Below are 15,066 nucleotides of genomic sequence, written 5' to 3' on the forward strand. Positions count from 1 at the left end.
CCGTCGATGTTTGCGCAAACGCGCTTTCCTCTTGCATCCGGTCGCGTTGCGCGTCAGATTTGTTCAATTGATCAAAACGGAGGGGCACATGTCCTTGCTCAAAGCTGCGACTTCCGTGCGTGAGAACGCCCACGCACCGTATTCGAACTTTAAAGTGGGCGCAGCGCTGCGCACCAAAGATGGCAATGTCTATGCCGGCTGCAATGTCGAAAACATCGCCTACCCCGAAGGCACCTGTGCCGAGGCGGGCGCCATTGCGGCCATGTGCGCCGCCGGAGAGCGTGAAATTGCAGAGGTGCTGGTGATCGCAGATGCACCGTTGCCAGTCACCCCCTGCGGTGGATGCCGACAGAAACTCGCCGAGTTCTCGGAAGGTGATGTGCAGATCACCATGACCACGACCGAAGGCAACAGCATGACCATGTCGATGGAAGAGCTGCTTCCTGGTGCGTTTGCCTCGAAGCATATGGAAAACACATGACCCGCGCCTTTCTTGTGGTGATGGACTCGGTGGGCTGCGGTGGTGCCCCCGATGCCGATCAGTTTTTTAACAACAAAACCGTGCCTGATACCGGATCAAACACGCTGGCCCATATCGCACGTGCTTGTGCAAACGGGCAGGCGGAAGACGGGCGAAGCGGCCCTCTTTATATGCCGAACCTCGACGCGTTGGGGCTTTCAGCGGCCGTGAAGCTCGCCTCCGGTGATGAGATGCCGGGCATGGGGGCGACCCCCACCGGGCTTTGGGGCGCGGCGGAAGAGGTATCACGTGGTAAGGATACCCCCTCTGGTCACTGGGAAATTGCCGGCGTGCCGGTGCCATGGGACTGGGGCTATTTCCCGGATACGATTCCAACATTCCCAGAAGATCTGACGGCCGAGATTTGTCGTCTTGCCAATGTGGATGGGGTGCTTGGGAACAAACATGCCTCCGGTACAGCAGTTCTGGATGAACTGGGAGAAGAGCACATCCGAACGGGGTGGCCCATTGTCTATACTTCGGCAGACAGCGTGGTTCAGATTGCGGCGCATGAGGAAACATTTGGCCTCGAGCGTCTGATCAAGCTGTGTGAGGATGTTGCGCCCATGGTGCATAAGATGAACGTAGGTCGTGTGATCGCGCGCCCCTTTGTCGGCGAGCGGTCCGGGGCCTTCTCCCGAACCACCAACCGTCGCGATTTTGCAATTACGCCACCCAAGCCCACACTCTGTGACTGGGTTGGTGCTGCGGGCGGCAAGACCCACGCGATTGGCAAGATTGGCGACATCTTCGCCCATCGCGGTATCGACACGCTTAAGAAAGGCGCGGATCGCGATCTGATGGAGCATCTCGTCGACAGTTTTGATACGGCGCAAGATGGCGATCTGGTGTTTGCCAATTTCGTGGAGTTTGACGCGCTGTATGGGCATCGCCGCGACGTGTCGGGCTATGCTGCTGCGCTTGAGTGGTTTGATACGCAAGTTCCACGCCTGTTTGACAAAATGCGCGACGGCGACATGATCATCTTTACCGCCGATCATGGCAACGATCCGACATGGGTCGGAACCGACCATACCCGTGAACGCGTGCCGGTCGTCGGGACAGGGCAGGGCCTGCGTGAAATCGGTGTTTGTGGTTTTTCTGACATTGCCGCTTCTATCGCGGCCCATCTTGGGCTGAATGAACGCGGTGCAGGGGAGAGTTTTCTATGAGCTTCCAATCCCTTCCAAAAGTTGAACTGCACATGCACCACGAAGGCGCGGCCCCGCCCGCCTTTATCCGGGGGCTGGCCAAGGAGAAGAACGTCGATATCTCGCGGATATTCACTGAGGATGGTGGGTATGCTTACCGCGATTTCTGGCATTTCCTTGAGGTCTATGAGGCTGCGACTTCGGTGCTGACAAGCCCAGAAGATTTCCGCCGCCTGACCCTGGCGATCCTTGAAGAAAGCGCCAAAGAAGGTGTGGTTTATGCAGAAAGTTTCATCTCGCCCGATTTCTGTGGCGGACGCGATGTGGCGGCGTTCAAGGACTATCTTGCGGCCATCAAAGATGCGTCGGATGAGGCAGAGCGCGATTTCGGCATTACCCTGCGTGGGGTTGTCACCTGCATTCGTCACTTTGGTGGAGATGTGGCCCGCGAAACGGCAAAATGTGCGCAAGAGACTGCGGGCGACTGGATTGTCGGCTTTGGCATGGGCGGTGATGAGAAAGCGGGCAACCAGTCCGATTTCAAATATGCCTATGATATGGCGCGCGAAGCTGGATTGAAGCTGACCACTCATGCAGGCGAATGGAATGGACCGGATGAAGTGCGCGAGGCGTTGGATGCGCTGAAGGTGAGCCGGATTGGGCATGGTGTGCGCTCGATCGAGGATCTGAACCTGGTTGAGCGGCTGGTCGAAGAAAAGATCACGTTGGAGGTCTGCCCAGGCTCCAACGTGTTTCTCGGAGTTTTTGACCGTTTGGAAAATCATCCCATTGCCAAGCTGCGGGAACGGGGGGTAAATGTCACTGTGTCCACCGATGATCCTCCTTTCTTCCGCACTACGATGACGAAGGAGTATGAAGAGCTTCAAAGGGTCTTCGGCTGGGACGAAACAGATTTTGCCGATCTCAACCGCGTGGCGCTGGATGCTGCGTTCTGCAACGCAGACACCAAGGCGCGCATTGCCAAGCTGCTGGAGCCCAAAGATGTATGACCACCTGACCGTCGTTGACCACCCGCTGGTGCAACACAAGCTGACCTTGATGCGCGAAGAATCCACGCCGACCAGCGAGTTTCGCAGGCTTCTGCGTGAGATCAGCCAGCTTTTGGCCTATGAAATCACGCGCGAATTGCCGATGACCACCAAATCCATCACCACACCGATGCAACAGATGGATGCACCCACCCTTGCGGGGCGCAAACTGGCGCTGGTGTCGATCCTGCGGGCAGGGAATGGATTGCTTGACGGGGTGTTGGAGCTGATCCCCTCGGCGCGTGTGGGGTTTGTTGGTCTCTATCGCGATGAAGATACACTTGAGCCGGTGGAATATTATTTCAAGGTGCCCGAGCACATGGACGAACGTCTGGTGATCGCGGTTGACCCGATGCTGGCCACTGGCAACAGCTCGGTTGCGGCGATCGATATGTTGAAAAAATCCGGCGCAAAGAACATTCGTTTCCTCTGTTTGCTGGCTGCCCCGGAAGGCGTGGCGCGGATGAAAGAAGCACATCCGGATGTGCCAATTGTTACAGCATCACTTGACGAGCGGCTGAATGAGAAGGGATATATTGTCCCCGGTCTTGGCGATGCGGGCGACCGTATGTTCGGCACAAAATAAGGTTGCTAAAACAGCCCCGGCCAGAGACCTGCGCCGGGGCGTTTTTCGTTAATCCTCTCATATTCCACAAAGAATCTTTTTGAATTATCCACAGGTTTGATCCCGGCTTGTGGATTATCCCTTTACTTCATTAGGGTCATCCATCATGCTTGCCCACAATATTTTGTGTCGGGGCACAAGAGCATGATAAAAAAAACAGCGGCCGTAATGGCCATCCTTGCAGGTATAAGTGCAACAGGCGCACAAGCGCTCAGTTTAAAAAAAGGCGCGCAACCTGCCGAACTTCCGCCTGCTGGCTATGATGGAAATAGCTATGTGGACAGCCGGGGATGTATTTACATCCGCGCCGGTGTTGCGGGCAATGTAACCTGGGTGCCGCGTGTGACGCGGAACCGCGAGGTTGTTTGCGGGGCTAGACCCAGCTTGGCCGCAGCTCAGCCTGCTCCGGTTGAGGCACCTGTTGAAGCAGCGGCACCGATACAATCGGTAACCGCAGTTGAAACACCGTCCAATCCCACAGCGCCTGTTCAGTCCACAACCGTTCGCAAAGTGCCGAGCACTGCGCGCACAAGGGTTGTGCCGCGTCCTTCGAAACCTGGACCGGCCTTACCGCCGCGGATCGGATTTGGCCCGGATGAAACCAATCCGGACTTGCCTCCACCCTCTCCTGCACCCCGCTCTTGGCTGGATCGCTATTCCGAGAACGGTGGGGTTGATCCTTCACTTATTCCAAGCGTTGCGCCTGTGGCCAATCTGGCAGAGTTGCAGGATGCGCAGATTGTCCCCGATAACGGGACTGTTGATCAGAGCGTACGAGTGAATTGCCCTCCACAGGCCAATGTGAACTATGTGACCCTGAACGGAGAGCGTGTTCCCCTTCAGTGCGGTTCTCACCAGACCGTTCCAGAGAGCTATGTGGTGGCGCATGGAAACGGGCTGCGTACGCGGGTTACCACATTTCCGCACCCATCAGTTGCTCAGGCGCAAAGCGTTGCGCCTTACTCATCTGAAAACGTCGCGAGCGTGCCCGCCACAACCGTATCGGTTCCGCAAGGAAATGGGCATGCCCCTAGAAGCTACACAATTGTGCGCCGTAGTGATTTTGATAAATCCGCGCTGCCGCCCAGCACTGTGATTGCACCTCAAACATATGTCGCGTCAAACATGCCCGTGACTGTCCCCGAGGGGTACAAAGTCGCTTGGGATGATGGTCGGTTGAATCGGTTGCGTGGGGTGCGCACCGTTGGCGGGGATCTCCTTAGCGCGCAGATCTGGACGGAAGATCCGCCTCGAAAGCTGATTGGGGTAAAACTACCCAAATCCGCATTGTCAGGGGCGCCTATATTCGGTGGACCGGCCACTGAGGTGTTCTCGACCCGGTCTGCACCGATCACGTCCACGCAATCGGTCAGCGCACAGCCGTCAAATCACCGATATGTTCAGGTCGGCGGTTTTGCCAATCCGAGCAACGCGCGCAAGGTGATCATCAAGCTGCAGAAGATGGGGCTGACCGTCTCGTCGATGTCTTCGAAATCCGGGGTAAAGACCATTTTGGCAGGGCCGTTCACGCAGCAAGCTCAGCTGACATCGGCGTTAAGCAAGGTCCGGAGGGCAGGCTTTCAGGATGCGTTCCTGAGAAAGTGACGCAGGTCTGAAAGACATGAAACGCCCCGTCTGTCTGAGAACGGGGCGTTGTTCATTTGTAGATCACTCGCCGCAAACCCCTTGGAGACGCACCCAATTGTCATCCGACAGCAAAGGGGTTGCTGCGCTTAAAGGCACCGGGTCGGCCTCGATCAGTGAAATGGTCTTTTCTCCAGTCAGGTCAAGCGCATAGGCATAAGGGGTTGACGGTATATCCGCCTCCGCAAACCTGGGCAATAGAGCGTCTGGGTCCAGTTCGGCGGGGTCCGAGGTCAGCAGCCACTCTGCATAGATGTCCACCACCCCTTTCGGCATTTTCCCCGTAGTTAAAAGTTGAACGGTGGCTTTTAGGCCCGCATGGTTCAACAGTCCAAGCATCGGGTCTGTTTCGCGCCTGCGCTGGTCTTCCGCCAGGATGAAGCCCGCTGCTACGGCCGGTTCTTCATAGTCTTCAATAAGGGCTCGGTTCAAAAGCGTGATCTTGCCGGGCAGGTGGGTGGCCGTCTGAACACCGTCTGACAAGATGATCAGGCGCGGCGCATCCGCCCCCAGAACACGACGCCCCAATGCGTCAAGAGCGGAGCGCGCCGTTACCCCTTCACATTGCCGCCCCGCAACACGACCAATTTGGTTCAAGATCTGCTGGCCGATGGCGGCGCGGGTGGTGGCAGGCACTACTTTTGCGGTGTAGCTTCGCAAGGCGTCAGGAAGCCAAAACACCCCTGCACTTATCAAACCTGCCAAAGTTAGGGCACCCATCCAACCTCGAAGACGCCCCGGATGGTCGCGACGCTTTTCGACCACCTTGCGGACCCTTTCGATCCCGTCGATCATGGTATCGTCGTCGATTTCGAGCTCTTCGTAGTTTTCGTCTGACGGGGAAAACCGCGCTGGTCGCGTGCCAGGATTGATCCGCCGAACCGCCGCAAGGGACCAATGTGTCAAGGCTCGATCCGACATGTCGGTGAGGGTGAGAGATGCCTCTCCCAAGGACACAATGACATTGACGCGCTGCGCCTCAGGTGAGGCACACCACACGCCCGGCGCTTCGAGCCGGTCATATTTCTTGAGGGCCGTCATGGTCAGGTGGCGAGTCCTGTGCTGCTCTTACGAGTTTTAGTTGCGAAAAGAATAGCCATGCAGGGGCCGTTTGTCGATTGGTCGAGTTGTGAAAGTCAGATGAGAGCCACGAATTGCCCGATCCCCCGGTTTGGCGGCAACACACTGTTTGTAACGCCTAATCATGTTTGGCCTTGCCGCGCTGGCGATAATGGATTCTAGTTTTCTAGTTTTCTAGTTTTCTAGTTTTCTAGTTTTCTAGTTTTCTAGTTTTCTAGTTTTCTAGTTTTCTAGTTTCGCACGGCTTTAGGGCTGTTTGACCTGCTTGCGGAGTTGGAATTTCTGAATTTTTCCGGTGGAGGTCTTTGGCAGTTCTCCAAATTCCACGGCTTTTGGCGTCTTGAAACCAGCCAGGTGTTCACGTGCGAAGGCGATCAGCTCTGCCTCACTTGCTTCCATTCCTTCCTTTAGTTCGACAAAAGCACAGGGCACCTCGCCCCATTTGTCATCCGGCTTGGCGACCACCGCGCACAGATTAACGGCTGGATGGTGCATCAACACACCTTCAACCTCGACGGAACTCACATTCTCACCACCAGAGATAATGATATCCTTGGCGCGATCGGTGATCTTGATATAGCCGTCCGGGGTTTGGTGGGCGATGTCGCCGGAATGGAAATAACCGCCCTGAAACGCTTCAGCCGTGGCGTCCGGGTTCTTGAGATAGCCCTTCATGACCGAATTGCCCCGGATCATGATCTCGCCTGTGGCTTCGCCGTCCATCGGGATCTGCGCCATGTTGTCATCCATAACGGTGATGTCTTCCATCTGCGGAAAGGGCACTCCTGTCCGGGCCTTGAGTGCTGCGCGTTCATCCTGGGGCTTCCCATCCCATTCCGGGCCGTTCCACAGACATTCGGTCACATGGCCATAAGTTTCCGTCAGGCCATAGACTTGCGTGACGTTGAACCCAAGCGGTTCTACCGCAGCCAGTGTGGCTGCGGGGGGCGGTGCGCCTGCGGTGAAGACCTCGACGATATGGTCGAAGGATTTGCGATCTTCGTCACGCGCATTCACGATCATATTGAGCACAATGGGTGCCCCACCAAAATGGGTCACGCCCTCATCAGCAATCGCATCGTAAATCGCCTTGGGGGTTACGTCTCGGCAGCAAACGATTGTCCCGCCAAGTGCAGGCATCATCCAACTGTGGTTCCAGTTGTTACAGTGAAACAGCGGCACGATGGTCAGGTAGCGCGGATAAAGCCCCATGTTCCAGCTGACCGGCGTGCCCATGGTCATGAGATAGGCCCCGCGATGGTGATAGACCACACCTTTCGGGCGCCCCGTCGTGCCCGACGTGTAATTGAGCGCAAGGCTCTCCCACTCGTCTTCCGGCATGACCCAGGCGAATTCAGGATCACCAGAGGCAAGCAGATCTTCGTATTCCAGATATTTTCCCGAAGCCGGATGGCCTGCACGCGCGTCGGCCACCTCGATGATTTCAGGCGGGTCACCATCCAACAATGCGATCGCCTTTTCCGCCAGTGGCAGGAATTGTGGGTCCACCAGCACCGCCTTTGCTTCGCCATGGGCAAAGATGTAGGCGACCGTATCCACATCAAGGCGGATGTTGATTGTATTGAGCACCGCTCCGCAGGCCGGAATGCCAAAGGAGGCTTCGACATGGGGCAGGGTGTTTGGCAGGAGTGTGGCAACCACATCGCCGGGTTTGACCCCGCGTGTTGCAAGGGACGAGGCAAGCCGAGTGACGCGCGTGTAGTAGTCTTTATAGGTCAGCCGTGTCGGGCCATAAATCAGGGCTTCTCGGTTTGGAAACACCTTGGCGGCACGTCTGAGATGAGACAACGGTGTAAGCGGCACAAAATTTGCCGCGTTCTTTTCCAGCCCTGTTTCATCTGCCATCCAGCCCATCGCGTTCTCCCTGTTAAGTCGGTGTCCGGTTTTTCTGGTCTTTCCCGCCAGAATGTCGTTTTTCGAGCAGACCAGATCCCACTGGTTCTGGTCAATGACAGAAAACCTATTGTCTGGTCCAAAACCGACTTTTGATTGGAAATCATCATGCCTGCAGATGCCTCTCCACCGATTCCTTTGGGCGACGTGGCGTCGGAACATAGTGAAGCCCATGATCGCCCGGCCATGGCGGCGGGGGTGATCATTTTGGCGATGTTCATTCTTGGCGGGTTGGACAATTCAGTGTCGGTGATCGCGAGAGATACAGGGCTTTGGCAGTTCCACTTCATTCGTGCCTGTATAGCCGTGTCGCTGATGGTGGGGATGGCACGGTTTGGGTTTATCAATATCACGCCGAAACGGCGCTGGGCTGTCGCTCTGCGAGGCGGAATGACCGCAATAGCAATGCTGGTTTATTTCGGCTGCCTGGCATTTTTGCCGCTCGGGCAGGTCGCGGCGGGTCTGTTCACGGCCCCGATCTGGGTCATGCTGTTATCAGCAGTGTTTCTGAAGCAGAAGGTCGGTCCCACCCGTCTGGTGGCGGCAGCGATCGGTTTCGTCGGCGTTCTATTGGTGCTGCGCCCCTTCGAAGGCGGACTGAACACCTTGGCGCTGGTGCCAATGATCGCCGGGTTTTTCTATGCCTGCGGAGCCATTGCCACGCGGCAGTGGTGTGTGGGAGAAAGCGCCATGTCGATGCTGCTCTTCTTTTTTATCTCCCTCGGGGTGTTCGGTTTGCTAGGGGCAACTTTCTTGACCCTCTGGCCACACGATGTTCCCGCAGGGCCTGATGGGTTCATCCTGCGTGGGTTTGGCGAAATGGGGGGGCTGTCCATTGGATTGACCATCCTACAGGCGGTGGGATCAATGATTGCAGTGGGGCTGGTGTTTAAGGGGTACCTATTGGGTGATGCAGCTCAAGTTGCCATCTACGAATACTCCCTTTTGGTCTTCGCAGCGGGATGGAGCTATCTGCTTTTCGACCAGAGCGTGACCCCGATGAGCGTGATCGGCATGGGGTTCATCATCCTGTCAGGCATCGTGATTTCTCTGCGCTCGCGCGGGGCATGAAAACGGGCTAGGGTGCAGTCATGATCATTTCGCATGGCCGCCGCTATATCTTTGTTCACGCACCGAAAACCGGGGGCACGTCGCTAGCATTGGCGCTTGAAGCGCGGGCGATGAAAGACGACCTGATGCTGGGGGATACACCTAAGGCGACGAAGCGGCGCAGGCGGTTGAAGGATGTGCAGGCGGCTGGGCGTTTGTGGAAACACTCGACCTTGCGGAATGTTGAAGGTCCGGTGACACCGGATCAGATGCGGGACTATTTTGTGTTCATGCTGGTGCGCAACCCATGGGACAGGATGGTAAGCTATTATCACTGGTTAAGGGAGCAGAGCTTTGACCACCCGGCGGTGACATTGGCCAAGTCATCTGCTTTTGCCGATTTCTTGCGTGCCCCTGCAACACAGGCCAGTTTTCGGGCGACTCCCTATGCGAGTTATGTGACAGACGGGAAGGGGCGCGAACTGGCGGATCTCTTTGTTCGGTTGGAACATGTCGACGAAGATTTACCCGCGCTTGAGACACATCTTGGATTTTCCCTGCGACCACTTCCACATGAAAACCGATCTGATCGAGAGGTCGATTATCGCCGGTTTTATACGGATGAACTGGCGGAGATCGTGGCGAATTGTTGTAGGGAAGATATTCGTCGGTTTGGATACCAGTTCAATGGCTGAACAATTCGGCAGATTCAATGCCACCGCCAGCATCTGTCTCAGGGTTTCACTGCAAAATGATAGGCGGCACAAGGTTGATGCAACACGCGCCGTTGATCGCTGTCGTCAATGGCTTGGTCAAAGGCCTCTTCCATCTCGGTCGCAACATGTTCGAAGGCAGCTTGACGGTCGGGATCCGGTCGAACGATTTTGTCCAGAAAACTGTCAAAGCTCGGATATTCACGGGTCAGGACGTAGTCATTTTTTGACAAAAGACCAAACCTTCCACCTTCGCCCAACCGGTTCAAGAGTTCATGTGAATGGGTGCGCACAAAGGTTTCATCTTCGACAAATCGAACGACATCGAACATTGAACCAAAAGGGAATGGTTCGACAATATGCAGCCTGCCTGTCGGGCGCAGAACGCGATGGGCTTCGTTAAAAGCCGCATCCTGAAGCTCGATCGGAACGTGGTGAAAGGAGAAGAAAAAACAGGCGAGGTCTTGCGTATCAGTTTCCAGCGGCAAGTTTTCGGCTGTTCCCAGTATGACGTCGACATCTACCGGCAAACCAGACTGTGCACGCGCGACTTTGACTGCGTCGATCTCTACCGCGGTCACCACCGCCCCTTCGGCGTGAAGTTGTTTTGAGAATATTCCGTCACCTGCGCCGATGTCGACGACATACCGGTTGGAAAGAGGGCAGAGTGTTTTGAGGTGTTCGATATGCGCCATGTATCTTCCTTTTAGCGCGATAGGCGCTTCACAAGATCATAGCACAGTTTGTTTTTCGTTCTGCTGCATCCCCAAGAGGGATATCGTCGGCCCGAATACTCCGGGCCGACGCATGTTTTATCTGAATCAGGCGGCGTCTGCACTTTCATCAAACCGCTCGTAGAACCCTTCGCCCTCTTCTGCCATCTCGCGCAGCAGCGCAGGGGTGGAAAAGCGCGGGCCGAATTTCTCGGTGAGCTGATCACATACCTCGGCAGCATAAGGCGCGCCGAGCATATCCAGCCAGCTGAACGGACCACCTGACCATGGGGCAAAGCCCCAGGCGAGGATTGCGCCAACGTCACCTTCTCGGATGTCTTCCAGAACGCCTTCTTCCAGCGCGCGCACGGCTTCCAGCACTTGCGACATCATCAGGCGATGCTTGACCTCGGTCACATCGGGCTGCTCATCCGCAACCGCGAATTTTTCACCTAGACCAGCCCATAGCCCCGCACGCTTGCCTTTCGCGTCGTAGTCGTAGAAACCAGCGTTGGCTTTGCGGCCCATGCGGCCCTCATCAGCCATCCAGAAGATGATGTCATCCACGGCACCGTCCGGATAGGCATCACCCATGGCCGCCTTTGTGGCCTTTGCGATCTTCACACCCAGTTCAACCGAGGTCTCATCTACCAGTTGCAGCGGACCCACCGGGAAGCCCAGAAGACGTGCAGCCCCTTCAACAAGGGCAGGGGAAACCCCTTCACCCACCATACGGATGCCTTCGTTGATATAAGGGATGATGCAGCGGTTGCAGTAGAAGAACCGCGCGTCATTGACCACAATCGGCGTCTTGCGGATCTGGCGCACGTAATCGAGCGCTTTGGCCACGGCCCGGTCTCCGGTCTCTTTACCCTTGATGATTTCCACCAGCATCATCTTCTCGACCGGCGAGAAGAAGTGGATACCAATGAACCCATCCGGGCGTTCTGACGCTTTGGCCAGTTCGGTGATCGGCAGGGTCGAGGTGTTGGTGGCAAAGATGCAATCCTCGCCCACAACGGCTTCGACCTTCTTGGTCATCTCGGCTTTCACACCCACGTCTTCAAAAACGGCTTCGATGATCAGATCGGCACCCTTCAGCGCTTCGAGGTCGGTGGTTGCGGTGATTGCGCCCAGTACGGCCTCTTTCTTTTCAGGTGTCGCTTTCTTGCGGGCAATCCCCTTGTCCAGATAAGTCTCGGAATAGGATTTGCCGCGATCGGCAGCCTCTTGGTTCTGGTCGATCAGCACCACTTCCATACCAGCCATGGCTGATACCAGCGCAATGCCTGCACCCATCATGCCTGCGCCCAGAACGCCAACCTTTTTCACCGACTGATCGGCCACGTCTTTCGGACGCACTGCACCTTTTTCCAGCGCTTGTTTATTTATGAAAAGCGAGCGGATCATGGCCGAAGAGGACGGGTGCATCAGCACGTTCACGAACCAGCGGCATTCCACCCGCAGCGCGTCGTCAAAGGGCACCATTGCGCCTTCGTAAGCGGCAGAGAGCAGCGCCTTGGCCGCGGGATAGACGCCCGCGGTTTTGCCGTGAATCATCGCAGCCGCGCCAACATAGGTCTGGAACCCTGCGGGGTGATAAGGGGCGCCGCCGGGCATTTTGTAGCCCTTGGCATCCCATGGCTTGACGATGTCAGCATCCTTGGCGTTCAGAACCCATTCCTTGGCACGAGCCTGAAGCTCTTCCGGAGCGACCACTTCGTCGATCAGCCCAGCGGATTTTGCTTTCGCCGGGGCTACGGTCTTGCCTTCCAAAAGGAAGGGGGCCGCCGCCATTGCACCCATCTTGCGTACGAGACGTGTGGTCCCACCTGCGCCAGGGAAGATCCCCACGAGGATCTCGGGCAGGCCGATTTTGGCCTTTGGGTTGTCGGCAGCGATGATGCGGTGGCAGGCGAGCGGGATTTCCAGACCGATGCCAAGCGCAATGCCAGGCAGGGCCGCGACAATCGGTTTGCCGCCTTTGTTGGTCTTGACGTCCATGCCGGCGCGCTCGATTTTGCGCAGCACGCCGTGCATCTGCATGATGCCGTCAAACAGCCCTTTGGCCGGATCGTCACCCGCGTCTTCTTTCATCTGGGCGATAACATTCAGGTCCATCCCCCCGGCAAAATCCTTTTTGCCCGAAGTGATGATCGCGCCTTTCACGGCCTCATCGGCCAGAACGGTGTCGATATGCCCGTTCAGCTCTTCAAGCGCTGCATAAGACAGCACATTCATCGATTTGCCTGGCACATCCCAGGAAATGGTAGCGACGCCATCGGCGTCAACGGAATAGTTGAAATCAGCCATTATATAACGTCCCTTCTTATACGCGTTCGAGAATGGTAGCGGCACCCATGCCGGAACCGATGCAGAGTGTGGCAAGACCGGTTTCGCGATCTGACCGTTCCATCTCGTCAAGCAACGCCCCAAGGATCATTGCGCCGGTGGCGCCCAGCGGGTGGCCCATGGCGATGGCACCCCCGTTCACGTTCACCTTGTCATGATCGGCGTTGAAAGCTTGCAGGAAGCGCAAGACAACCGATGCAAAAGCTTCGTTCACCTCGAAAAGGTCAATGTCGCCAATGCCCATGCCCGCCGCCGCCAGCACGCGTTCCGTGGCCGGAACCGGTCCAGTCAGCATGATGGTCGGGTCGGTGCCAACCTTGGACGTGGCTTTGATGCGGGCGCGGGGCTTGATGCCATGGCGTTCACCAAATTCCTTGTTCCCGATCAGCACGGCCGCAGACCCATCGGCGATGCCGGACGAGTTGCCTGCGTGGTGCACGTGGTTGATCTTTTCCAGATGCGGGTATTTCAGAAGCGCCACGGCATCGAACCCCGGCATCTGTTCCCCCATCATCGCAAAAGACGGGTTCAGACCGCCCAGCGTCTGCATGTTGGTCTCGCGGATCATCTCGTCTTCTGACATGATCGCAAGACCGTTCTGGTCACGCAGCGTGTAGACGGATTTTTCAAAGCGACCCGCCGCACGGGCAGCGGCGGCGCGTTTCTGGCTTTCCACCGCATAGGCGTCACAGTCATCACGTGAGAACCCGTATTCAGTGGCAATAATGTCAGCCGAGATGCCCTGCGGAACGAAATAGGTCTTGGCCGCCAGGAACGGGTCGGCTGCAATCGCTCCGCCATCGGACCCCATCGGCACACGGCTCATGCTCTCGACACCACCGGCGATGTAAGCGTCTCCGGCCCCGCCGCGCACTTGGTTTGCGGCCATGTTCACGGCTTCCAGACCCGAGGCGCAGAAGCGGTTGATCGACACACCGGGAATGCGTTCGTCGAGGTCCGAATAAAGCACGGCAGATCGTGCCAGACAGGCACCTTGTTCGCCAACCTGGGTTACATTGCCCCAGATCACGTCCTCGACCACATGGCCTTCAAGATTATTGCGGCGCTTCAACTCGTTCAGCGTTTCAGCAGACAGGCGGGCGGCTGTCACTTCGTGCAGGGTGCCGTCCTTTTTGCCTTTTCCGCGCGGGCTGCGCACGGCGTCATAGATATAGGCGTCGGTCATTGTTGTTTCCTTTCGGGATCTTAGCCCCAGGCCTTTAAGCTCGATCAGCGGGGCTGCCGGGCATCAGGTCATAGGGGTGTTTCCAACCGGGTGTCTCCGATATGCGGGTCAACCAGGCGTCGATTGCGGGCCATTCGGCGCGGTCAAAGCCGAAGGGTTCAGGGTAAAAGAGGTAGCCGCAGCAAGAGAGGTCAGCGACGGTGAGCGCATCGCCCACCAACCAGTCACGATTGGAAAGTTCGCTTTCCAGCGTTTTGAACGCGGATTTCAAGCGTGCCATGTTGAATTTGATCACCTCTTGCGGGCGGTTCTCTTCAGGGATGAAGTTGTTCAGGAAGCGGGTTGTGCCAGCGACCGAGGACATCTTGTGATTGTCCCAGAACTGCCACCGCAAAATCTCGCGCCGTTCAGCAGCAGATCCGCCTCCCAGTTTGCCCGACTTCGACGACACATAATCCTGAATGGCGCCGGATTGTGACAGGATCACATCCCCGTCAACCATCACCGGAACCTCCCCCATCGGATTGATCTCGCGGTATTCCGGGGTGCGGGTTTCGCCGTTAAAGAAGTCGACAAAGACCGGTTCCCAAGCAAGACCGGACAGTTCCAGCGTCAATGCCGCTTTATAGGCGTTGCCGCTTTCACCGAAGCAGTAGAGTTTGATGGTCATCACGTTCTCCCCGTTGTGATCTTTCGGTGTGTTGTTTCAGTCTGCCTTCGGAAGCCGGGGGCGCTGCCCCCGGACCCCCGGGATATTTCTGGTCAGAAGATGAGGGTGGGTGTCTTCTTCTGACTTCAAGTATCCCCGCCGGAGGCTCCTGATCGTTCCACTGACGGAGTGTTTAGCGTTTGCGCGCATCCAGTTCGGAGTTGAAAAGGCGCAGACGTGCTGTGAGGTTTTCTTTGTTTGTCACACTGTCGAAATGCTCAAAGAGAAAGGATAGGGCTTCACCTTCATCAAGCCCTGCTTCCTGCGCAAAGCGTTTCAATCGACGATAGCCGTCCTCGGTCATGGCACAAGGGAAGCGGCGGGTCAGTTTGAAACGCTTTGGCATTTATTTCCTCTTTC

General features: G+C 56.7%; 14 protein-coding genes. 7 read left to right on the forward strand and 7 right to left on the reverse strand.

Annotation, left to right across the window (positions count from 1 at the left end):
• Positions 1–10 precede the first annotated feature (10 nt).
• From O2N63_RS16255 to O2N63_RS16275, 5 genes are all read left to right on the forward strand, one after another.
• Positions 11–481: a cytidine deaminase gene (locus tag O2N63_RS16255; protein WP_333780740.1), complete on the forward strand. Its 471-nt coding sequence runs from the start codon at positions 11–13 to the stop codon at positions 479–481.
• The gene (locus O2N63_RS16260; RefSeq protein ID WP_271055354.1) at positions 478–1,692 is read left to right on the forward strand and encodes a phosphopentomutase; all 1,215 of its coding nucleotides are present in this window, start codon (positions 478–480) and stop codon (positions 1,690–1,692) included. Before O2N63_RS16255 ends, O2N63_RS16260 begins: the two co-directional genes overlap by 4 nt.
• Positions 1,689–2,681, forward strand: coding sequence for an adenosine deaminase (locus tag O2N63_RS16265; RefSeq protein ID WP_271055355.1), 993 nt, complete (start codon positions 1,689–1,691; stop codon positions 2,679–2,681). Before O2N63_RS16260 ends, O2N63_RS16265 begins: the two co-directional genes overlap by 4 nt.
• Positions 2,674–3,306: a uracil phosphoribosyltransferase gene (gene upp / locus O2N63_RS16270; protein ID WP_271055356.1), complete on the forward strand. Its 633-nt coding sequence runs from the start codon at positions 2,674–2,676 to the stop codon at positions 3,304–3,306. The genes O2N63_RS16265 and upp overlap by 8 nt, the downstream gene beginning before the upstream one ends.
• A gap of 183 nt (positions 3,307–3,489) precedes the next feature.
• Entirely contained in the window at positions 3,490–4,950 is a 1,461-nt protein-coding gene (locus O2N63_RS16275; RefSeq protein ID WP_271055357.1) for an SPOR domain-containing protein, read from the forward strand.
• 63 nt (positions 4,951–5,013) lie between these two features.
• On the opposite strand, the gene O2N63_RS16280 is transcribed toward O2N63_RS16275, so the two are convergent.
• Together O2N63_RS16280 and O2N63_RS16285 are read right to left on the reverse strand one after the other, a co-directional pair.
• Positions 5,014–6,030, reverse strand: a complete 1,017-nt coding sequence (locus tag O2N63_RS16280) for a hypothetical protein (protein WP_271055358.1) — start codon at positions 6,028–6,030, stop codon at positions 5,014–5,016.
• A gap of 285 nt (positions 6,031–6,315) precedes the next feature.
• Entirely contained in the window at positions 6,316–7,944 is a 1,629-nt protein-coding gene (locus O2N63_RS16285; RefSeq protein WP_271055359.1) for a long-chain-fatty-acid--CoA ligase, read from the reverse strand.
• A gap of 147 nt (positions 7,945–8,091) precedes the next feature.
• Here O2N63_RS16285 and O2N63_RS16290 point away from each other — a divergent pair, with 147 nt between their 5' ends.
• Positions 8,092–9,054, forward strand: a complete 963-nt coding sequence (locus tag O2N63_RS16290) for a DMT family transporter (RefSeq protein WP_271055360.1) — start codon at positions 8,092–8,094, stop codon at positions 9,052–9,054.
• Positions 9,055–9,074: 20 nt separating this feature from the next.
• Complete coding sequence (locus tag O2N63_RS16295) at positions 9,075–9,728, forward strand: sulfotransferase family 2 domain-containing protein (protein WP_271055361.1); 654 nt, start codon at positions 9,075–9,077, stop codon at positions 9,726–9,728.
• A 38-nt stretch (positions 9,729–9,766) separates the two neighbouring features.
• Here O2N63_RS16295 and O2N63_RS16300 read toward each other — a convergent pair whose 3' ends face one another.
• The 5 genes from O2N63_RS16300 to O2N63_RS16320 all read right to left on the reverse strand — a co-directional run bounded on the left by O2N63_RS16300 (position 9,767) and on the right by O2N63_RS16320 (position 15,052).
• On the reverse strand, positions 9,767–10,441 hold the full coding sequence (locus tag O2N63_RS16300) for a class I SAM-dependent methyltransferase (protein ID WP_271055362.1): 675 nt from the start codon (positions 10,439–10,441) through the stop codon (positions 9,767–9,769).
• Between the two features lie 126 nt (positions 10,442–10,567).
• Entirely contained in the window at positions 10,568–12,772 is a 2,205-nt protein-coding gene (locus O2N63_RS16305; protein WP_271055363.1) for a 3-hydroxyacyl-CoA dehydrogenase NAD-binding domain-containing protein, read from the reverse strand.
• 16 nt (positions 12,773–12,788) lie between these two features.
• Positions 12,789–13,997 carry an acetyl-CoA C-acetyltransferase gene (locus tag O2N63_RS16310; protein ID WP_271055364.1) on the reverse strand — a complete coding sequence of 403 codons (1,209 nt, stop codon included), beginning with the start codon at positions 13,995–13,997 and terminating at the stop codon, positions 12,789–12,791.
• Between the two features lie 34 nt (positions 13,998–14,031).
• Entirely contained in the window at positions 14,032–14,667 is a 636-nt protein-coding gene (locus O2N63_RS16315) for a glutathione S-transferase family protein (RefSeq protein WP_271055365.1), read from the reverse strand.
• 172 nt (positions 14,668–14,839) lie between these two features.
• The gene (locus O2N63_RS16320) at positions 14,840–15,052 is read right to left on the reverse strand and encodes a hypothetical protein (RefSeq protein WP_271055366.1); all 213 of its coding nucleotides are present in this window, start codon (positions 15,050–15,052) and stop codon (positions 14,840–14,842) included.
• Positions 15,053–15,066 lie beyond the last annotated feature (14 nt).

Source organism: Aliiroseovarius salicola (assembly GCF_027891095.1).
Taxonomy (GTDB): domain Bacteria; phylum Pseudomonadota; class Alphaproteobacteria; order Rhodobacterales; family Rhodobacteraceae; genus Aliiroseovarius; species Aliiroseovarius salicola.